This window comes from Chromobacterium sp. HL1, from assembly GCF_057418835.1.
Map to the genome: position 1 here is coordinate 934,776 of NZ_CP162399.1, position 20,022 is coordinate 954,797.

Here is a 20,022-nt window from a genome sequence, read left to right on the forward strand (position 1 = left end):
TTCGGACAAGCTTGAAGATGGTCGTCGGAGTGTAGCTTAGCCTGGTAGAGCGCTACGTTCGGGACGTAGAGGCCGGAGGTTCGAATCCTCTCACTCCGACCAGTCAATTAGAAAAAGCTTGTCAGAAAGCATCGGATGTAGTAAATTTCTGCTCCTCGGTGCTTGGCGCTGAAGGCAGTAAAACGGAGTGTAGCTTAGCCTGGTAGAGCGCTACGTTCGGGACGTAGAGGCCGGAGGTTCGAATCCTCTCACTCCGACCAGATTCAAAACCCTGAATTCAAGTATTTGAATTCAGGGTTTTTGCATTGGGGACTTAAAGAATCAAGCCGGTTATTTGGAAATGGCCGACGCCCCTTTTCAAATCGCAGGAAACTGTTTATTATTACGCGCTCTGCTTCAGGGCGGAGTGATGTGCCGGTATAGCTCAGTTGGTAGAGCAGCGCATTCGTAATGCGAAGGTCGGGGGTTCGACTCCTCTTACCGGCACCACAATCCCGCTTTAGAACAGCAATCAGCCCGCCATGCGGGCTTTTTTGCGTTTCCGGCGCGCCTCTTGCCGGTTTTCCCCCGTCCCGCCTATTTGATTCCCCTTGGCTCGCTTTGCGAATCCGGAGCCGGACGCCGTCGCGACGGCTGGCGATTGCCGACAGATTATGATATAAGCATTTTTGTGGCCGGGCACGATGGACAGAAGTCCGCCCGCATTGCGGGCGGCTTGAGAATGCGCCTGGGCTGAAATATATTGTGAACGTCTGTTATGACGAATGGACATGACGGTCTAGGCTGTCATCTAATGGAAAGCTACAGCAATTGTAGAGAGCGAACATGCTATCCAATTCCGTTGCTACTTTCAGCCTGTATTCGGATTTATACGCCCGGTTTCGTCCGGCGTATCCGGAGGCCTTGTATCAGTGGCTATTGCCGCAGTGCGCCGAATATGGGCGAGCCTGGGATTGCGCCACCGGCAACGGTCAGACCGCGGTGAGGTTGGGGGACAGTTTCGCGCGCGTGGACGCCACGGACATCAGCTCCGCGCAGCTGGGTCAGGCCGAGGCGCATAATCAGGTGTATTACCGCGAGTGTCCGGCCGAGGTCACGCCGTTCGACGACGCCGCCTTTGATCTGATCACGGTGTCGCAGGCTTTGCATTGGTTTCATTTCCCGTCGTTCTGGCCGGAGGTGGGACGGGTGCTCAAGCCGGGCGGCGTGTTCGCCGCCTGGGGTTATCATCTATGCAGGGTGTCTCCCGAAGTGGACCGCGCCGCGGCGATTTTGACGTCCATCATCGAACCGTTCTGGTCCAGCCGCTGCCAGATACTGTGGGACGGCTACAGCACCGCGGGCTGCCCGCTGCCTGTGCTGGAAACGCCGGATCTGGCGATTGATTGCGATTGGACGCTGGAGCAATACCTGGGCTTTCTCAACACGCTGTCCGCCAGCAAGCTGTGCAAACAGACCCTGGGCGAGCATGTGCTGGACGATGCCTCCAGCCGCATCGCCCGTGCCTGGGGCGATGGCGATCAGGTGTGCCGGGTCAGCATGCCGCTGAGCCTGCTGGTGGCGCGGCGCCCGGTGTCTTAGAACAGGTTTTAAGACCGATTCCGCGCCATCTGCCGGCGCAAGCAATCCAGCACCGCCCGCCGCGCGTAGCCGGCGGCGGGCCGGCTTTCAGCGCCGCTTGTCGTATTCCGCTTGCAGATCGGACAGCAGGATGTTGAGCGCGTCGGACGAACGCAGCAGTTCGATCAGCGACACCGCCAGCGAGCAGATCATGCACAGCAGGCTGATGCCGAAAGTCAGCTCCCCCCAAGCCTGCCAGCCGGTATAAACCTGGAACATCGCCACCGTGCATAGAAATAGGCTGGCGATGCCCAGGCATTGCATCCATTTGATCAAGGTGATGCGGGTGCGCAGATTGCCGATCTGGCGGAGGATCTTCGGGTCCTGGCTATCGCGGTACTCCTCGTACAGATTGCGAATGATGCCGGCCAGGCCGAGAAAACGGTTGGTATAGGCCAGCAACAGCAGGGAAATGGCGGGAAACAGCAGGGCGGGCGTGGTCAGGGTCAGCGCGGAGTGCATCAGGCGTTCTCATCAATCAGGACATCAATGCCGTTGTCGGTGGCGTCGAATAGTTCGATTACGTCCGGGTTCTTCATGCGGACGCAGCCGAGGGAGGTGGGGGTGCCCCAGGGCACGTGGTCCCCGGCACCGTGGATGTAAATGGCTCGATTATAACTGTCTACTTCGCCGCCTTGGTTCTTTCCGGGCTCTTCGCCGCACAGCCACAGAATGCGGGTGAGGATCCAGTCCTTGTTCGGGTACTGGATGTGCAGTTCCGGCGTGTACTTCCAGGGCGTCACTTTGCGGCGGAAAATAATGGTGTTGGCTTCCACGCCGGCGCCGATGCGTTCGCAGACCCGGTGCCAGCCGCGCGGGGTCTGGTAGCTGCCGCTGACTTCTCCCACGCCCTTGCGCGCGGTGGACACCTGATATTCGCGTTGCAACAGCCCCCAGCCGTCGTAACGGCGCAGGGTCTGGCTGCGCACGCCGACCAGAATCCAGGGCGCGCCGTAATGGCGCGGATTGGGGGAGGTGTCCAGCAAGGGCACGGCGGCCTGCTGCTGAACCGCGAAAGCCGCCGCCGCCAATGGGTCCATCGCCAGCGCGGCGTCGTCTTCCGTGTCGCCGGCGAAGGCGGACGCGCTCACGGACAGGGCGAGCATCAGTCGCAGCATGGCATCAGCCTTTCCGACGGGTTTGGAAAAACGCCGTCAACGGTTGCGCGCAGGCGTCCGCCTGTTGCTGGCCGAACACCGCGGCATGGTGATTGAGGCGGCTGTCGGCGAAAACGTCCAGCACGCTGCCGGCGGCCCCGGTCTTGGCGTCGGGAGCGCCGTAAATCACGCGGGCGATGCGGGCGTGCATGATGGCGCCGCTGCACATCAGACAGGGTTCCAGCGTCACGTACAGATCGCAGCCGTCCAGGCGGTAATTGCCCAGCAGGCCGGCGGCGTCGCGCAGGGCCATGATCTCGGCGTGGGCGCTGGGGTCGCGTCGGCCTATAGGTTGATTGTAGCCGCGTCCTATCACTTCGCCTTGTCGGACGACGACGGCGCCGACCGGAATCTCTCCCTCCGAGCCGGCCTGGGCGGCCAGCTCCAGAGCCAGCGCCAGATGACGGGCGATCTCGGCCTCGGGCGGCGGGGCGGCCACGGGCGGATGCGCGGCCAATTGCCGCAGCAAGGCGTCTTTGGCTTCGTCGCCGAGTTGGTTCCAATGAATGCCGCGGCAGGCGGCCTCCAGCGCGAACAACAGCTTTCGGGTAGCGGTGCGTCCGCGGCTTTTCAATTGCAAGAAAGCCAGGACCGGGCCGCGTTGCCTCAGGGCGTCGGCGTCTACAATGCCGATTTCGGCGAGCCAGGCGATGGCCGCGGGCGGCAAGGGGGGCGAGGCCAGCTGAGCGCGGCTCGCCATGGTTTCAGCGGGTGGGACGGGTTTGTCTTGCATGATGTCGATTTTAGCGTAAAGAAATCCCCTGCACGGCCGATAGAATGTCATAACCATAGGTTTTTTCTTATATGCCCGTGATAAAGCCCTATTCCGCCTCCTATGCGCTGTCCCAATCCAAGCCGCCGGCCGGTCGCGCCGCGCCAGCGGCTTCAGCTGCGTCCGCCGAGTCCGCAACGGCCCAGACCGCCGCTCCAACGGCTTCCTTGCAGGCTGGTCCGGCGCAACAAGCGCGTCAGCAGTTGCAATCCTCCTTGCAGCAAAGCTTGGGCAAGTTCATGCAGCAATTGAAGGTGACCTTGCGGCCCTTGCCCAAGCGTTCGCCCGAAGTGGACGGCATGCAGAAGGAGATGCTGAAAAAGAAGGTGGATATGTTGCTGCAGATGGCGCAGATGGCGGGCCGGGACAAGGCCAGCCTGAAAGCGCTGGCGGCGGAGCTGGCGCGCGCGGTCAAGGAGCTCAAGCAGCTGGTGGCCAGCATGACGCAGAACGCCGCCGATTCGATGATGCCGATCAGCGTAGGCAGCGACGCGGCGGCGGCGGCAAGCGCGGCGGCTTCGAGCGAGGCCGCGCCGGAGTCGACCGGCGGCGGTGGAGACGTTTCCGGCGCCGCCGCCCAGGCGCAGATTGAAGCCAAGGCGCAAACCGCCGAGGACGAAACGCGGCAGACAAAGGATGGGGAAGGCAATGTGTCGGCCGCCGGCGCGCGTGGCGACGCGGCCGCGGCCAATGGCGACAAAAGCGCGGGAGCGACCGCGCGCGACGACGGCGCAACGCCGCGCGCCGGCGGGGGCAATCCGCTGGCCGGCGGCAATCCGGTGGCGGGCGACCGGGTGATCCAGGACATCATGATGAAGTTGAAGCAGCTGCAAAACTGGCTCAAGCAGCAGACGCGTCAACTGCAGGCCGATCAAGAGCTCAGGAAAATGATGAAGGAGATGGACAAGGACATGGCCGGCATCGAGAAGATGTTGGCGACCGGGGAAGTGTCGGAGAACGGGGAGATGGACGTCCAGGTCCACCTTGAGGGGGAAGCCGGCGGGGGCGTGAACGTCCAGGCTTGATTAGCGGCGCAGCCAGCGGCGTCCCAGCTGCCACAGCGCCCAAAGCCGCGCGCCGGTGCCCAGCCAGGATTGCAACCTTCCGCCCGGCGGCAGCAGGCTGCCGAGCACGGCCAGAATCTTGCCGAGCCCGCGGTGCCGGCCCCAGGCTTTCAGGCCTTCCCCAGCGGCGCCGAGAGGATGGCGGCGCAGGGTGTCCAGCTCCAGGCGCAGCTTGACCCTGAGCGCTTCGCCCTTCATCACCAGCAATTGTTTCTTGATGGCGCGGTCTCTCGGGTTCACGGCGCGTCTCCGCCGCCCAAGGCCGCCCAGTCCTTGCGCACTTCTTCCAATGTGGTGGCGAAGGCCGGTCCTTGCTCGCGCAGCCGTCGACGCAGACGGAAGGCCAGCCAGGCGCCCGCGCCGCAGAACAGCAGCGCGCAGGCGGCAAGCGCCCAGGCGCGCAGAGTCGGCGGAGTCAGCGTCCAGACCAATAGCAGGCCCGCCATCAGGCCCACGGCGATCAGGATCAACGCCAGCATGCCGGTGAACAGGCTGCCGATGATGTCGTCTTTCAGTTCCTGAGCTTCAAGCGACAGCAGTTCCGCCCGGGTCAGCAGCAAGGAAGCCACCCCGCCGGCGAAGGAGCGCAGGCTGCCGGGGCGGGGCGGAGATTGGCGTTGCGGCATGCCTTAGCGGCGGGAAACCAGCATGCCCAGCAGGAAGGCGACGCCGGCGGCGATGCCGATGGATTTCCACGGGTTTTCATGCACGTATTGATCGGTCGCTTTGGCGGCGACCTTGGCCTTGCCGACCACCACTTGCTCAGCGTCCAGCAGCTTGGCCTTGGCGAGCTTCAGCTTTTCGTTGACGCGCTGGCGGATTTCCTTGCTTTTCTGGCTGCCGTCGTCCAGCGAGGCGTCGATCAGCTCTTCGGTGCTGACCAGAACCTGGCGCACGTCATCCAGTAATTGTTCTTTTTCCTTGGCGATTGCAGCGGCATTGGACATAAAGATCTCCTGGTGAAAATGAATGGGAATTCCGCGAAGTCACGACTCTCGCGGTGCAGCAATCAAGCTGGCTACCATGAACCTATCAGGCTGGGCCAATGACGTCAAACACTGGATTTGACCGCTTTCGCCTGCGTCAAATCCGGCCGTAGGCGACGTTTTCCCACTGCGGAAGCCGTGGCGCGCGGAAACGGCTGGCCGCGTACAAGCCCACGCCGCCCATGGCCAGGCTGAACAGGGCCGAGATCCAGGGGCTCCAGGGCGTGGCGGCGATCAGCAGCAGCGGCGCGGCGCTGGCCCACAGCGAATAAGCGATGTTGTAGGTGACGGCGATGCCGGAGACGCGGATGTCGGCGGGAAACAGACTGATCATCGCCGAGGGCACCACGCCGACGATGCCGCAGCACAGACCGGCGACGGCGTAGGCGAGGCCGGGCCAGCGCCAGCCGCCGATCAGGCTGGCGTAGAGCAGGCCCACGCCCACGGGCAACAACAGGCTGTAGAGGATCAGGCTGCGCAACGGGCCGACGCGGTCGGTGACGCGGCCGGCGATCACGCAGCCTATGTTGAGGAAGACGATGCCGAGGCTGCCCAGGGCGAAGGCGTCCTTGGCCGGCCAGGCGAAGTGCTGCTGCAGCAAGGTGGGGGTGACCACCACCGGAATCACCACGGCCGAAGTCAGCACGCAGGTCAGCAGCGCCGCCGGCAGCAGGGTGCTCCGGTGCGCGCGCAGCACTTCCAGCAGCGGGTAGGCGCGCTCCTGCCGTTGAGAACGCAGGGACAGGAATACCGGCGTTTCATTCAGCCAGCGGCGCAGCCAGACGCCGAACAGGCCGAGCGGGCCGCCGAGCAGGAACGGAATTCGCCAGGCGTAGTCTTGCATTTGCTGAGGGCTGAAGACTTCGGCCAGCAGGGTGGCGGTCAGCGCGCCCAGCAGATAGCCCATGGTCAGGCCGGCTTGCAACAGACCCAGCGCGTAGCCGCGATGGCGCGCCGGCGCGTGTTCGGCGACAAAGGTCCAGGCGCTGGGCACCTCGCCGCCCACCGCCGCGCCTTGCAGCAGCCGCAGGCATAGCAGCAGCAGCGGCGCCAGATAGCCGATCTGGGCGTAAGTGGGCAGCAGGCCGATCAGCAGACAGGGGCCGGCCATCATCAGCATGCTGAGGCTGAACATGCGCTTGCGGCCCAGGCGGTCGGCGAAGTGGGCCATCAGGATGCCGCCCAGCGGCCGCGCCAGGTAGCCGGTGGCGAAGATGCCGAAGGTTTGCAGCAGGCGCAGCCATTCCGGCATCTGCGGCGGGAAGAACAATTGGCTGAGCGTGGCGGCGAAGAAGGCGAAGACGATGAAGTCGTAGATTTCGAGCGCGCCGCCCAGCGCGGCCAGTCCCAGGGTGCGGTAGTCGGAGCGTGAAAGTGCGGCGGCGGGCGTGGCGATGGCGTTCATGACGGTTCGGATGACGGTGGCGCGAAGGAGGGGCTGGAGTCGGATTCAATGCGCGCCGGCAAGGGCTGGACGCAGGGCTGGAATCTGCTTAAGGCAATGCGAATATGGCGGTATGGCAAACATGCCGCCAGTTTAGCGCGTGTCGGGAAATGTTGCGATAGTCAATTGCATTTTAACGGCATAAATTGCGCCGGGCGCGGACAAAAAAAAACCCCGGCGTCTGCCGGGGTTGAGAGGAGGGCGCTTATTCCCACTCAATTGTTAATTGAAGGGCCGTAATCCTTGCTAGGCAACGGTTGTCGGTGGGTTTGAAAATAACTATACCGTCAAATATACCGTCACCAAGGAAATGTACCTATCAATATGGCTTCGCCGGCTTGCCTCCCATCACCTCATGATACCTCTCTTTGACTGCGTTCTGCAGCAATGGCACTTCCGCCATTTTCAGCTGACCGTGCAATCCAAGTTCGCGATATCTCCCAAGCAATTTATCCGTATCACCGATCAGCATCAGCATCCACGTCGCCAACTCAAGCTGCCGCCCGTCGGCGGGGAACAGGTCGCCGGTCAGCGGCTCAACGCCGCGAAACGAAGCGACAATCCGCGCACCTTGCCCCAAGGTGAGCGTCTTGCTCCGGCCCAGGTGGTCGAACGCGGCAGCGGCGCGCTCTAGAATTTCATCGGGTGGCATGCTGGAATCCGGTGGTTGCCAGATTCCAGCATAGACATCACTCGACGCCGGTGCGGTCGGTGGCCAAGATCACCTGGCAGGCGTTGAGCCGCCCGGCCGATTTGTCGGCATCGCTGTCGATTGAGTACTGCTCAACCCCAAATCGATCAAGAGCCTCTGCAAGTTTTGCTCGCTGCGCTTCAGAAAATTCGGCTCCTGCTTCGCCATTATGTTCGCCGGCGCCGGCGGCAGTTGCGGGCAGATTGCTACCGTCGGCGAGTTGGTCGCGCAGCCGGAGCTGAGCGCGCAAACGAGCAATAGCCCCGTGGAGTTCCACTTTTCCATTCTCTAGTTCCTCTTCATAAGCGGCCGCGGCCGCGCTGTCGCTGCGTGCGGTTTCCTGCTCCTTCGTCCTGGCCGCCTTCTCGCCGGCCGCCACACGCTCCGCCGCCGCCGCGCGCTGTGCTGCGGTGTCGCGCTCGGCAAGTACCGCGCGGTAATGCCAGCCTGCGGCGGACACGGCCACCAGCAAAATGCCGGCAAGAATCAGTCTCCAGTTCATCTTATTTCCCCAGAAACATTGCCTGTTCGGCGGCGCGGCGCCGGGTTAGGCCCGGAAGCTCCTTGCCGCCGGCCTTGTTCCAGCGCGGGAACTGGGCGGCTGCGCCGGCGCAGTCGCCAGCGTTGAGCAGTCGCAGCAGCGTAGAGCCTTGCAGCGCGCCGAGACCCAGGTTAAAGCTGAAGCAGACCAGCGCATCGAACTGGTTCTGGGTCAGCTGCACAGAGACCAGTCGAGAGACGCCGGCTTCAAACCGCTCCAGATCGCGCGCCAGCAGCGCGTCAGCCTGCGCCTGGGTGATGACTTGTCCAGGCGTAACGTCCGGGCCTGTGTGGCCGTAGCCGTTCGTCCAGATGCCGGCCGGGCATTTGTATGCGACCAGCTTCAGGCCCTCGGAACTCTTCAACAGCGTGATTCCTGCATCGCTTGTTTTCATGCATGCCTCCAAAAGAAAAAGCCCGCTCTTGGCGGGCCATTGGGTTTTGAGCCGATTGTTACTGCATCACGTCTGCGCGTTTTTTGAGCCACGCTTCAAGGTACTGGGCCCCCAGAATGCCGAGGCCGGCGCCGATGCCGACAAGCGCGGGCAGCGGCAGGTTGGGGAACTGCATCAACGCCACGCCGGCAATCGTCGAAGTTGCTCCGCCGAGGATTGCGCGTCCGAGCGCCAGGCGTACGGTGATCTCCTCCTGGCTTGCCAGCAGCTTGCCGATCCCGATCAGCGCACCTACCACCAGCAGTGCCAACAGCCCCTTTTCGTGTTCTTGCATGCTTCCTCCCTAAATGAATCAGGGCCGGTTTTTCCGGCCCTGTTGGATTGCTCGAAAGTTGTTGATCAGCACCGCGGTGTAGATCACCGCGAGGATCGCGTAGGCTGGCCATGGCGGCCGCAACCACCAGCACGCCGCCAGCAACGCAAGCTTGGTCAGAAGCAGTGCGGGTAGCATGCCGATGTGGCTCATCACGCGGGCCAGCCAGCTGTTTGCCTCACGACCGATGCCGGTGCGCAGGGCATACCAGGTGCTGGCAATGTCCAGTAGTTGCTGGATTACAATCAGCCAGACTAGGAATTCCGCCATGAACCGCCCTCCAATTCGTTGACGCGATGCGACAGGAAGTCGACCTGCAGGCTCAGCTCGCGGATTGCCTCCACCAGCAACGCGGTCACGTTACCGTATGCCACTGACAGTGTTTTTTCGTCGTCTACCCCCTCAATGACAGCTTCAGGCAGCACGGCCCGTACTTCTTGAGCGATCAGACCCGCTTGTCGTATTTTGTTGTCAAGACGGTCGTAGGTGTAGCCGCCCAGCTGCTTGACCTTATCCAGCGCATTCGGAATACGGCGAACATTGGTTTTCAGCCGAATATCAGATAAGCCGGTGACGCTGCCAGCCGCGGTCATGTTTCCATTCCGAGCGTCAACATACCAGCGCCACGGCGATGCGCTCCAGCCCCCAAGACCAAAAATTCCATCATGACGCAAACCTAGCTTGACGGCGTAATAGCCCTGACAATGAAATGCCATTCCGGCTATTCCTTCGTCACCCGAGGCGTTTACTAAATTTCTAACCTCCAAACTTGATCGGATACTTGTGCCCATATCCGTATTTACCTGGCCCGTTCGAATATAACCGCCAGCAGTAATATTCCCAGGTGCCTCATAATCCCCACCCGTCCACCCATGGGAAAAAACCGCCCCTCCCCCGCCAGAGAGATGCATAACAGCAGACACCGCATTTGAGTCGGCATTATTAGCATGCACATCAAACGCCGCCAGATGCCTAGCGCCATACTTTACTGCCCGCCAAACCGCATACGCGGAATCGTTACGCGGACAAGACAGCACAACCGCAGCAGCCCTATCGGCCCACGCAACATAAGGCCCGCCCCCAATTGCAGACTGAATTGGAGAATCAAACGTCTTCTCAGCCGTGATCGTTTGTGTGGTATTTAAAGTCACTCCATTCGCGACAGCCTGCGAGAGCGCGCACCAACTTGGAACTACTCGTGCACTGCCATCTTCAGCGGTAATTGTGGCCGTATCCGAGTTTGGATCAAACACGCTCCAGTAACTGCGCTGGGTGACATACCAGATCTGCTGCATTTTCCCCAACTGCGCCGAGAGACCCGCCCAATCATCAGCCATTGTTATTGTCCTCCAATGAATCAGCCCCGCCGGATGAACTCGGGCGGGGCTTCGGGAAATTTGTCTTGATTGCCTTGATGCGATCCAGCATCTGCCGCATCTCATCGTTTAGCAACTCCGGCGGCAGCGTGGACACCCAGCGCCACAGCACGTCCCACTGGTCACCGAGTGGGGGGTACTGCGATTTGCGCGCCGCGCGGTGATCTCCGCAATGATGGATCTGCATCATGTTGTCACCTCAAATGTGGCCGACTGCATCGGCCAGGCCTCAACCTGGACGTGATGCGTCCCGCGCAGTGAAAACGACAGCTCGCATTCTGCGTCGTCGCAGTCGTATGCAGTGCCGTCCAGGACCAGTACGCATGGAGCCGGCAGATCGTGTAACACCATTCCGGCCAGGCTGGCCGGATTCGGTGGCCGCGACTCGATAGCACCATCGCTGCGGATGTATTGAGTCAGCGGGTCAGCCTCGCCTTGCAGGATGAGCTTGCCAAGTGATATTTCAAGCTCAATGTTTTCAAGCGAGGCGAGGCCGGTTTGTAGGATTCGTCCATCCTCGTCGTACTCGATGATGCTGATTTTTTCCATAGCCTTTCCTCTAGCGTCGGAAGAGCACTGCCCCATAACGCATTTGGCCGTATGCACTGTATCCGCCGGGGCCAGAAATCGTTATCGTCACGGCTTCTCCTGCAGATACATCAAGGACCAGCACTCCGCTGGCGGCGCCGATTGGCGTCGACCGATTACGAGCCTGGAGGGTGACGTTTGCGAATGGCGAATCCCCAAAGACCAGCAGCGTACCGCGGTCTGAGCAGTAGAAGGAAAACGAGTACCCAAACGCGGACACCCAGCCATTGGCAGTAACTGTCCTCGTGTCGTTCTTGCTGACCGCTTCGCCTTTGATCTGCAGCGTGTCGACCATCAGATTGCGGATGTATGTCGCATCCATCCCATTGGCGTCAACGACGACGACGCCATCTGGCCTCTTCACCGTCAGGCCACGAGTGTCGATCTGGCCGGCCTGCAGCAGCCCTTTGATGAAGGCTGCGCCCATGCCCGTCATATCGACGACCACATTGCCGGCGGTGTCACGTATGGTCAGTCCACGGGTGTTGATCTTCGCCGCATCAACAGATTCATCCACCAGCACTCGCCGGCCGATCAGGGAGCCATCCGCAACCAGATCACCAGCCAGGCCCAGCGCAGGCGTGCCGTTGATCGTTGACAGCACAAACACCGTGCGCGAGCCCGAGCCGTCCGGCAGCGAGACAACGAACCGATCAGCCAGGATGTCGACGGCGCTACCGGCAGCGTCGGCGCGCAAGCCAATGCCGGAAACTTTGCCGGAGGCATTCAGCTTGATGATCTTTTCAGACATCACGCCGTCTACCGTCCTGCTGACCTCCTGCAACGATGCGGTATGGTTGCCGACCGTGGTCTGCATCGTCCCTATCCGCTCTGTCAGTGCAGAGTCTGCAGTGGCGCGCGCCCTGGACTCCTCGGCGATACCGGCGGCGGCCTCGTCCACCCTGGCCGCCAGCAGCAGCCGCTCACTCGCCTCTTGCCGAAGGCTGTCGCCCAGCGTGCTGAGCTGCCGTTTCGCAAATGCGTAGTGATTGCCCTGCGTGCTGCGGATCTCGTCCGCCGTTAGCATCTGCTGCATCTGGGCCTGGATCAGTGAGTTGACGCTACCCTGAACGCCCACTGCTTGCTCGATTGGCGTGCGCAGCGACTCCTGAAGCTGGGCTGAGGTGATGCTGTTCTTCAACTGATCCAGCAGCACGGCTGGATCGCGGATCACGGTGGCTTGTGCCGTGGCGGCGGCGCCGACATTCCCCCAGGTGTCGATGATGCGCAGTTGGTATTGCACGGTGACGCCGGCCATCAGCCCGAGATGAGTGTAAACCGCTGCAGGGTAGGCGATGTCGGCCAGCTTGACCCATGCCTGCCCATCGGTGCTGGCGAACAACTGCGCGCCACGCAGGTCTGTCCGAGCGGGGTAAGACCAGCGCAGCGTGATCTGCATCATCTCGCCGATCGCAGTAAACGCGGCAGCCGTTGCCGGCGGCATCGTGTGCCCCTGGATCTTCAACGAGGCGACAGCTGGCGCAGACATTGAGCCGTCGGCGAAAACAGCAACAACCGACACTTCCAGATCCTGCGGGTCCGCATCCCAACTGAACGAAGTGTCCGGCACCACCTGAGCCGCCCATGCGCCGCCGGCGCGGCGGTACTTCAATTGGTAGTTCACCGCACCGCGAAGTGATGGCCATGCCGCGGTCACCACGGCAACACGCCGGCCGTCACCGGTCACTCGGCTGGACTCCGACAGCCGCAGGAAACCCAGCGCCGGCGGTAAGGTTGGCGCAGGGCCGTTGTTGTTGAAGCTGCCGCTTTCGGCCGCGTAGTACTCCGGGCGATCGTCGATGGCGGTGAACTTCACGCCCTCGGCGCTGGGCTTCACATCCACGATCTTGACGCGCCGGCCCGGCTGCGTTGAGGCGTCGTAGAACCACATCCAGTCGTATGGCACCGCATCCGGGGACTCATCAGGCACCGGCAGCGGGCCGCCAGCGTCCGACGCGGGGATCAGATCGCGCAGTTGCAAGGTGTCGCTACTGCCTGATCCCACATTGACTCGATAGGTGCCATAGCGGCCATCTGGGAAGCGAATGCCCACCCAGCCGCTGGCGCCCAGCGGAACGGAGCGATCCAAGCGCAGTTGCCCGCGGTCGCCGGCCAGCAGCCGGCCGGAGTGCGACCAGTTGGCAAGGTCATGGCTCAGCAGGACCACGTCGCCGCGCGTCGCCACCAGTCCCTCGAAATCGGTCTCCCAGCTCACCCGCCGGCGGTGATAGAGCTGAGACGCGGCGATCAGATTGGCTTCTCTGCCTGCCATGTTGGTATCGCAGCAGCCGATGAAGTCCAGCGTCACCGGATTGGTTGGGGTGCTGACGCCAGGCACGGCGACGCGCACCTGGTCGATTTCGTAGCCTTTGTCCTTGTTCGAAAAATTGACGATGACCTCGTCGGCCACCTTCTCGTTGACGTACTCGATCCTGAACGAGCCGGCGCGGATGTTGGCCGGGCCAAATACCGCGACTGCTGGCAGGTTGGCCGCATCCCAGATCACGCCGAGCTTGCCGGATTGCCAGGTGTAGCGTCCGCGACCGCAGCGCGCAATCAGGCCCAGCACTTCGGCGATGCTGTATTGACGGTCCAGCACCAGGCCAACGCTCAATTGCTTGGCGTCGCACCACGCCGCCCAAACCTTGATGGCCTCGAAATCAATTCGGCCATCCGGCAGACCCGCGCCGTACATCCGGCGGCCTTGGCCGTCAAAAGCGCCGCGCGCGAACCACAGATACCACCATGCGGGATTGGTCGTTGGCTGATTCGACCAGGTCGAGCCGGTCCAGACCGGGCAACTGGCCACGGCCATCGCCGACAGCTCGTCCACTGCGCCGTTGAGCTGGCTGCTGGCTTTGATCTTGAGGCCGACCCGACGCTGACCGGAATAGCTGGTCGTGTCCTTGCGGTATGCGCGCAGGCCGGCTAGGGCGAACTCGTTGCGCTCCCGACTGGACATCACGTCGCCGCTGGTTTTACGAACCCGGACTTCGTACTGCGAAACCGGCAGTTCCTGCATCAAGGTGCGGCGCACCGGCGTGATGCTGTTGCCTGGCAGCCGGTACTTCCCATATTGGTCATCGCCATAGGGCTGCCATGCGCCATCCGGCAGCCGGCGGTATTGGATCTCGGAATCGACGTTGCGCCATTCCATATCACCATTGTCGTTGGCGTAATAGCCGACGCCCTGCAGGTCCATGCCGATGCCGATGGTCTCGCGCGCCAATTGGCGCACCACCCAGCCGTCGCTGGCCTTGATCTCGCGGCCGGTGTCGCTGCTGACATTGCCGAACGCCGCCGGCAGCTGTCCATCCGCCGCCGCATGGAACAGCTCGACGCCCTGGTAATTGCCAATCGGCGTGTCACCGATGCGGAAATCGGACAATTGCAGATCGGGTTGCAGCCCGAAGTGGTAGGTCTGGTACAGAAACTGATCCTGGCCAGAGAACTCTGTAAACGGGTTGCCACACGCGTCTGGCACGAAACGGCGCTGGCCGATCACCAGCGGCATCGGCGCAAAGGTTCGGGCACGGTTGCGAGCGCCGGACAGCGCGTAATTGTTACTGACCGAGTAATCGCGTCCGCCCAGGCCGCCAAGCTCTGGCATGGGTGGCGGCAGCAGGGCGTTGATCAGCATCGACCCGCCAAGCATGACGAGAGCCGTCCCGACCGTTGCGGACACACCAATCGTGCCAGCCAGCATTGGGCCTAACTGTGGCGCGGCCAGAACCAGAGCAACCATGGCGACAGTACGCAGGATCTTGCCGCCGCCACCGCCGGCAACCACCGCGCGGACTTCGATAAAATCACCGCCTCTCAGACGGTAGCGGCGCCAGTCGGCCAGCGGCCGGCCGTTGACCTGCACCGCAAATGGGGCGCGGTCGACTTCAATTTGCAGCCGGCGCAGGTAGCCGCCCAGGGTCTCATTGCGGCGGAATGCTTCGTAGATCACCTGCCGGCCATTGGTGGTCAGCGGGTGCGGAAGATGCACCAGTTTCGGTTTGGTCACAGCCATTCGTAGAACCCTTCAACTTGATAGCCTTGCCGCGGCATGTCGCGCAGCCGTTGGCGCACCACAAACCCGGCGGCTTCGTCGGCGTGTAGCACCCACCACTCGCCGGCTAGCCAGCACATCACGCCGATGTGCTGAGCCCGGCCGCGAGCAATCAGCAGCACCGGTTGACCGTCCGCCGGCGCATCGACTCGCCGTGCGAAAGCGTCCTGGTGCTGCTGGATGAGCGCATTGCGCCCAAATGGCCCGGGGCGACGCTCGCCTGGGAGCTGGACATCAAGGCCAAGCACTTCGCGCGCGACCGTGCCGGCGAGTACGGCGCAGTCGGCCGTGTCGGCGACATAGTCTTGGCCGACATAGCGATCAGACCAATGCATGGGAAAACCTCAGAACAGGGCGGGGGCGGTTTCCGGCCGGTAATAGACGGTGACGGCGGGCTGGTTGAGCAGGTCGGTGAAGCAGAGCTTGCCGCTAACGGTTGACTGGTCCATCGCCAGGCCGGTCAAGTCCATGGTGATGTCGAATTCGATCAGGTCCGGCGTGGCGCGCATGACCTGCATGATCCGGCAGGTGGCGCCGGCGCCGCCACCGCTTTGCTCCAGCCACTGGGTCAACTCGCGACCGATGTTGTCGATTTCAAGCTGGGCTTCGGGCAACTGATTGTCGGAGTCGTCCGGCAGCGTGATGTTGAACGCGCAGGCGATGAACTCGTTGCTGGCCACCACGATGTTCTGCATGTCGTTGACCACCCGTACCGGCACGGCCAGCAGAGGGTGCCGAATCTCCAGCAGGACAAGCATGATGTCGTCGGCGCTGGTGGCGTTGAGCTGCTCGCGCGCGTGTTGGGAATAGGGGCGGGCCATGTGGACTCCAGAAATGAAAAAGCCCCGCAGGGAGCGGGGCTACGTTTTATGGCCTGTGAAGCCACGCGTGCAAACAGCTCAACATGAGCAGCACGACAGAAGTGATACGAGCGCCTGGACTTGAGTAGTCAATAATCAGAACGAAAAAGCACAGCTGGACAAGATAATTTTTCATGATCCATTTCACTTTTGCATTTATGGATCATCAAATTGTCGAGTGCACCGGAATCTCATTCCTCTTGTGGGATTTCCGTTATCCAACAGTCTCCACAGTGGCCGTCGCCATCCACGCATCAGGCCCGCTAGGCCGAAATGACAGCGGCTCGGTGAAGCGCGCCCGGGCGGTCTTGCCGAACAAGCTCAGCGTGAACCAGTCAACGCCGCCGCGCAGCGTCTCCCGGTGCCAAGCGTCGAAGGCGTCGCGGCTGGCCGCTCCGTCGATCAGCAGCGTCATGCCGCGAGTCACGATCGGCAGAGACCACCGCGCACGCTGCTTCGGAATGCCGCCATCCATCGGCGAGCGCTGCACGCCGAAGTCGGCCTTCTCGCTGTAGCCCTCCATGTCGATCATCACATAGTCGGGCAGGGCGGTGATGGGCATAGCTTTCCTTATCTACCGCCGCGGCGCAGGCCGTAGGCGGCTTCCATGGTGGACGACACCGGGCCGCCGCGCCGCACGTCGGTGACGAGCATGTCGATGATGACCTTGCCGAACTGATCGATGCGCGGCTGCCCTTGCTGCTGGGCCTGCAGTGGCTGGCTGCTCTGATTGATCACGTTGACCTGGACATCCACCGACGGCGCCGAGCCGGCATTGCCAGCAGTGCGCACCCCCAGCCGGCCGGCAGCGTCGCGGGTCAGAGGCATGATAGCCTCGGGCCCCGCTTCGCCCATCACCCCCAGCCCGCCGGCGTGGGAAAACGCCGTAGGCTTGCTGACGATGCTGTTGGTGAAGGCACCGCCACTGGCGAACATCTGCACGCCGCGCAGCCAGGCACCGCCGGATGACTGCATGACGGTTCCTGCCTCAATGGGGGCGGCGGGGCCGCTGCGCTCGAAAACCCCGGACAACAAGCCCGGCAGCATGCCTGCCAATGGTCCGGTAACACTTTGCCGGATCTGGATGCGGATCATGTCCTCGATGATGCTGTTGGCCAGATCCTTGAAGCTGGCCTTGCCGGTCATCACGAACTTGGTCAGCGCATCCTCCATGCCGCCCATGCCACGGGTCCACGCCGCGCCAACCTCATCGGCAATGTTGATGGCGTTGTCGGCGTAGTCTTCCAAGGCGCGGCGCGAGCTGACCACCCAGTTGCTGCCCATGGCGAGTCGGTCATTGACTGCCTGAACCGCGGCTTCCACCTTTTTGGCGCCCTCCATTTGCAACAGGCGCTGCTCGCCTTCCAGATCCTCGACGATTTTGGACCGAACCGCCTTGGCGCCAGGCGTGGATGCGGCTGACTCATCGGCACGCGCCTGGTTGAGCTTGATTTGCAGGTCCAGCAGTTGGCGCTTGGTTTCCTTCTCCGCTTCCCAGGCGGCCTGCGCTTTCTCGCGCTGGGCCATGTTCATGGTCAGGAACTCCAACTGCTTGCGCACATCCTCGCTTTGCAGATCCTGCTCGCCGGCGCGGCGCTGGTCCGCTTCGTCCAGGGCTTTCTGGACGCTGATTTGCTCCATCAGCGCCTTGGTCAGTTCCTGGCGATAACCCAGCTCGTCGGCCAGGCTGGCGCGCAAGCGCAGGTTGGCTTTGGCCGCATCCGTTACCGCCACGCCTTCCTGCTGGCGAAACTTTAGTGCCAACTTCGCGCCTTCGGTCATTTTTTCGTATGCGGCGCCGTTTTGCCGCATTGCCGCGGCGATCTGGTTTTCAGCCTCGATCCGAGCGCGCAGGTCAGCCACTTCACGGTCTTCGGCCTTGCCGAATGCAGACGATTTCCTTTGGTGCGGATCTTTAAACTTTTCTTCAACAGCAGCACGCGCAGCTTTATATTCAGCAAGAGCTCTTTGAGCATTCTTGCCATGCGCGAGCAACATCCCTTCGGAAAGCAAGCTCAAATCATTTATTTGATCTGTTCCGAATTTTTCGGCATTACCTTTTCCGAAGTAGCTCGCGTTGAGCTTTTTGAAGGCGCTTAGTCGTTTTTCTGATTTCGACATCTGGGATTCGATTAAGCGCTGATATTCAATTGAATCCTCTGATGCCTCAGCTTCAGCTTGTTTTAAACGATTCTTCCTTGCCTGTGCGGTGATTTGTGTCGCAAGCTCATCCCTTTCTTTTATCTGGGCTTGCAGCTGTCTTTGCAGTGTTTCTTTGGCGGCGGGGGTAAGTAATTTACTGCTCAGGTTTTTAAGTGTTTGCTGAACAGCTTGATCTGCATCGGAAAAGAGTTTCTCTACTGGTGATGATGTGCCAATACGCTTCATCGCTTCCCACACATCATCAATTGCATATCCCCAGCCTCGCCATATCTTCACAAGCAATCCAAGATTCTCGCTATCGCTGGTTGCAAATTGACGGTGCAGTTTGTCAGAAACAATCCGAATAGCTTCTTGTTTGTCTCCACTCTCTTCAAGAGTTTTTATATATTCGTACTCTGTGGCAGTGATGAAATGCATGGATTTATTATGCTCAGCAGCCCAATCTGCAACTCCATCCGCCATCTTCGAGAAGTCTTTAGCAACAGATTCCGCTTTTTCTCCCGACACTTCAGCGTATGCAAGTGCGGCCGCTGATATCGCTTTGAGCGAGTCTCCGCCGACCCGCCCCGTTCTTGCTATAGCATCAAGCATTTCTCTTGATGCCTGAGTGCTCGCATTCGCGGACATCTTTATTGCGTGAGCAAATGCTTCAACTTCACCCCTGCTAAGACCAAGTGAGCCTCCTGTCAATTTGACCGTATCTTTGAATCTACTCACGTTCTCGTTTCCGAGATACGCGGCATAACCCACGGCAGCAAATGCCGCAGCAGTGACGGTGAGCGGCGTAACAAGGCCGAGAACATAAGTGGCCATTGCCTTTGCGGCCGGCCCGACACCGCCAAACATATCTTTGATTTGGCCACCTTGCTGCAAGAAAACAAGCATCGGGTTCTGGCCGCCAGCGAGCGAAGTGGCGATATCGGTAAACTGGGCGGGCAGCATACGCATGGCGTTCGACATTTCACCAGCGGTCAAACCAACACGAACTTGGCGTGCCGATACTGCTTCCAACTGTTTCAGGTAGGGCTCCAGCACCCCCACATCAACGCCGCGCTGGCCAGCGAGAACCCGGAAATACTCCGCGCTGTTGCGGTCGCCAACGCGCATCGTGACCATGGTGCGCTGGATCGAGCTGATCATGTTGCGGGTTGCCGCATCCAGCTTGCGCGCGGCCTCGTTGCTGGCGTCGCCGATTTTCTCAAGCGACCCACTAACTGCCTCCGCCGGCGCCGCGCCTTCACGCAGGCTGGCCAGGGTTTTCTTAACGCGCTGTCCAGATTGCTCGGTCTTGCCAGCCGCCTTTTCCGCACCCTGGCCGATCTTGTCGATGCCGGCGCCGGCTTCCGTGCCGGCCTTGGCGGCGGTTTGCCCGAGCTCAGTAACTGCGGCGCCAATTTTTGCTATCGCGGCAGTGGCGCCATTCTCGTTAACCTCAACCTCCATAACGCCGCGATAAATTTTCTCTTCTGACATATACTCTCCAGAGGTCGTGTTTAGATCTTTTTAACTATTCAAATTAAGATAAAGCGAGTGATGGGCATGTCTCAACTACGTGAAGACTTGATTGGCGAGAGTCGGTCGAGTATTCAATGCGATGATTATTTGGAAGTGCCTGATAATTCGTCTCATGCTGCCAGAATGGTTGGCGGGGACTTGGTGCTTAGTTTTCTGGATGTAAATGAGCTTTTACTATGCAAGCCTAATGACAAAATCCGACTTTGGAGTAAATCGCATCTTGATTTTGTTAACGCATATCGGCCAGGCACGCTTGGTGGTGATGGTTTGGTATTTTCAATGCTTAAGTCTGAGAATATAAATATTGCTGAAATTGTAGACTCAGGGGATTGGGTTTGGGCTGAGATAAATGTTATTTCGGACACTTCGCGAGAGATAACAATTCACAGAAGTAATGGTGATAAATAAAACCCGCCGTGGG

General features: G+C 61.0%; 23 protein-coding genes and 3 tRNA genes. 6 read left to right on the forward strand and 20 right to left on the reverse strand.

The window, feature by feature from the left end:
- Positions 1-25: 25 nt before the first annotated feature.
- From AB1Z25_RS04290 to AB1Z25_RS04305, 4 genes are all read left to right on the forward strand, one after another.
- Positions 26-102: transfer RNA gene (locus tag AB1Z25_RS04290), tRNA-Pro, on the forward strand.
- A gap of 81 nt (positions 103-183) precedes the next feature.
- Positions 184-260, forward strand: a tRNA-Pro gene (locus AB1Z25_RS04295).
- Positions 261-413: 153 nt separating this feature from the next.
- Positions 414-489 (forward strand) — tRNA-Thr (locus tag AB1Z25_RS04300).
- A gap of 336 nt (positions 490-825) precedes the next feature.
- Entirely contained in the window at positions 826-1,581 is a 756-nt protein-coding gene (locus AB1Z25_RS04305; protein ID WP_486636628.1) for a class I SAM-dependent methyltransferase, read from the forward strand.
- An 87-nt stretch (positions 1,582-1,668) separates the two neighbouring features.
- On the opposite strand, the gene AB1Z25_RS04310 is transcribed toward AB1Z25_RS04305, so the two are convergent.
- The 3 genes from AB1Z25_RS04310 to tadA are packed head-to-tail and all read right to left on the reverse strand — an operon-like array spanning position 1,669 to position 3,477.
- Positions 1,669-2,082, reverse strand: coding sequence for a DUF2721 domain-containing protein (locus AB1Z25_RS04310; RefSeq protein ID WP_019104308.1), 414 nt, complete (start codon positions 2,080-2,082; stop codon positions 1,669-1,671).
- Positions 2,082-2,738 (reverse strand): L,D-transpeptidase family protein, encoded by a 657-nt coding sequence (locus AB1Z25_RS04315; protein ID WP_486636629.1) that lies wholly within the window; start codon positions 2,736-2,738, stop codon positions 2,082-2,084. The genes AB1Z25_RS04310 and AB1Z25_RS04315 overlap by 1 nt, the downstream gene beginning before the upstream one ends.
- Before the next feature lie 4 nt (positions 2,739-2,742).
- Complete coding sequence (gene tadA, locus AB1Z25_RS04320; protein WP_227107151.1) at positions 2,743-3,477, reverse strand: tRNA adenosine(34) deaminase TadA; 735 nt, start codon at positions 3,475-3,477, stop codon at positions 2,743-2,745.
- A 104-nt stretch (positions 3,478-3,581) separates the two neighbouring features.
- Here tadA and AB1Z25_RS04325 point away from each other — a divergent pair, with 104 nt between their 5' ends.
- Entirely contained in the window at positions 3,582-4,574 is a 993-nt protein-coding gene (locus tag AB1Z25_RS04325) for a hypothetical protein (RefSeq protein WP_486636630.1), read from the forward strand.
- Here the strand turns inward: AB1Z25_RS04325 and AB1Z25_RS04330 are convergent, their stop codons facing one another.
- The 17 genes from AB1Z25_RS04330 to AB1Z25_RS04410 all read right to left on the reverse strand — a co-directional run bounded on the left by AB1Z25_RS04330 (position 4,575) and on the right by AB1Z25_RS04410 (position 19,559).
- On the reverse strand, positions 4,575-4,853 hold the full coding sequence (locus AB1Z25_RS04330) for a hypothetical protein (protein WP_107798318.1): 279 nt from the start codon (positions 4,851-4,853) through the stop codon (positions 4,575-4,577).
- The gene (locus AB1Z25_RS04335) at positions 4,850-5,239 is read right to left on the reverse strand and encodes a phage holin family protein (protein ID WP_107798319.1); all 390 of its coding nucleotides are present in this window, start codon (positions 5,237-5,239) and stop codon (positions 4,850-4,852) included. Before AB1Z25_RS04335 ends, AB1Z25_RS04330 begins: the two co-directional genes overlap by 4 nt.
- Before the next feature lie 3 nt (positions 5,240-5,242).
- The gene (locus tag AB1Z25_RS04340; RefSeq protein WP_048415023.1) at positions 5,243-5,560 is read right to left on the reverse strand and encodes an ElaB/YgaM/YqjD family protein; all 318 of its coding nucleotides are present in this window, start codon (positions 5,558-5,560) and stop codon (positions 5,243-5,245) included.
- A gap of 136 nt (positions 5,561-5,696) precedes the next feature.
- Positions 5,697-7,004 (reverse strand): MFS transporter, encoded by a 1,308-nt coding sequence (locus AB1Z25_RS04345; RefSeq protein WP_107798320.1) that lies wholly within the window; start codon positions 7,002-7,004, stop codon positions 5,697-5,699.
- Positions 7,005-7,362: 358 nt separating this feature from the next.
- On the reverse strand, positions 7,363-7,695 hold the full coding sequence (locus AB1Z25_RS04350; protein WP_486636631.1) for a hypothetical protein: 333 nt from the start codon (positions 7,693-7,695) through the stop codon (positions 7,363-7,365).
- Between the two features lie 37 nt (positions 7,696-7,732).
- The gene (locus AB1Z25_RS04355; protein ID WP_486636632.1) at positions 7,733-8,236 is read right to left on the reverse strand and encodes a hypothetical protein; all 504 of its coding nucleotides are present in this window, start codon (positions 8,234-8,236) and stop codon (positions 7,733-7,735) included.
- 1 nt (position 8,237) lies between these two features.
- Entirely contained in the window at positions 8,238-8,669 is a 432-nt protein-coding gene (locus AB1Z25_RS04360) for a lysozyme (RefSeq protein WP_486636633.1), read from the reverse strand.
- A gap of 58 nt (positions 8,670-8,727) precedes the next feature.
- Positions 8,728-9,003, reverse strand: coding sequence for a phage holin family protein (locus AB1Z25_RS04365; protein ID WP_486636634.1), 276 nt, complete (start codon positions 9,001-9,003; stop codon positions 8,728-8,730).
- Between the two features lie 18 nt (positions 9,004-9,021).
- A complete protein-coding gene (locus AB1Z25_RS04370) occupies positions 9,022-9,312 on the reverse strand; it encodes a DUF5658 family protein (RefSeq protein ID WP_486636635.1) in 291 nt (96 codons plus the stop codon).
- The gene (locus AB1Z25_RS04375; protein WP_486636636.1) at positions 9,297-10,379 is read right to left on the reverse strand and encodes a tail fiber domain-containing protein; all 1,083 of its coding nucleotides are present in this window, start codon (positions 10,377-10,379) and stop codon (positions 9,297-9,299) included. The genes AB1Z25_RS04370 and AB1Z25_RS04375 overlap by 16 nt, the downstream gene beginning before the upstream one ends.
- A complete protein-coding gene (locus AB1Z25_RS04380; RefSeq protein WP_486636637.1) occupies positions 10,372-10,608 on the reverse strand; it encodes a hypothetical protein in 237 nt (78 codons plus the stop codon). Before AB1Z25_RS04380 ends, AB1Z25_RS04375 begins: the two co-directional genes overlap by 8 nt.
- The gene (locus AB1Z25_RS04385) at positions 10,605-10,967 is read right to left on the reverse strand and encodes a hypothetical protein (RefSeq protein WP_486636638.1); all 363 of its coding nucleotides are present in this window, start codon (positions 10,965-10,967) and stop codon (positions 10,605-10,607) included. Before AB1Z25_RS04385 ends, AB1Z25_RS04380 begins: the two co-directional genes overlap by 4 nt.
- A 10-nt stretch (positions 10,968-10,977) precedes the next feature.
- The gene (locus AB1Z25_RS04390) at positions 10,978-15,024 is read right to left on the reverse strand and encodes a TipJ family phage tail tip protein (protein ID WP_486636639.1); all 4,047 of its coding nucleotides are present in this window, start codon (positions 15,022-15,024) and stop codon (positions 10,978-10,980) included.
- Positions 15,015-15,398 carry a hypothetical protein gene (locus tag AB1Z25_RS04395; RefSeq protein WP_486636640.1) on the reverse strand — a complete coding sequence of 128 codons (384 nt, stop codon included), beginning with the start codon at positions 15,396-15,398 and terminating at the stop codon, positions 15,015-15,017. Before AB1Z25_RS04395 ends, AB1Z25_RS04390 begins: the two co-directional genes overlap by 10 nt.
- 9 nt (positions 15,399-15,407) lie before the next feature.
- Positions 15,408-15,884, reverse strand: coding sequence for a DUF1833 family protein (locus tag AB1Z25_RS04400; protein ID WP_486636641.1), 477 nt, complete (start codon positions 15,882-15,884; stop codon positions 15,408-15,410).
- 253 nt (positions 15,885-16,137) lie between these two features.
- Positions 16,138-16,485, reverse strand: a complete 348-nt coding sequence (locus AB1Z25_RS04405; protein WP_486636642.1) for a hypothetical protein — start codon at positions 16,483-16,485, stop codon at positions 16,138-16,140.
- Between the two features lie 8 nt (positions 16,486-16,493).
- Entirely contained in the window at positions 16,494-19,559 is a 3,066-nt protein-coding gene (locus AB1Z25_RS04410; protein ID WP_486636643.1) for a phage tail tape measure protein, read from the reverse strand.
- Positions 19,560-19,625: 66 nt separating this feature from the next.
- On the opposite strand from AB1Z25_RS04410, the gene AB1Z25_RS04415 reads away from it, so the two are divergent.
- Positions 19,626-20,009, forward strand: coding sequence for a hypothetical protein (locus AB1Z25_RS04415; RefSeq protein WP_486636644.1), 384 nt, complete (start codon positions 19,626-19,628; stop codon positions 20,007-20,009).
- Positions 20,010-20,022 lie beyond the last annotated feature (13 nt).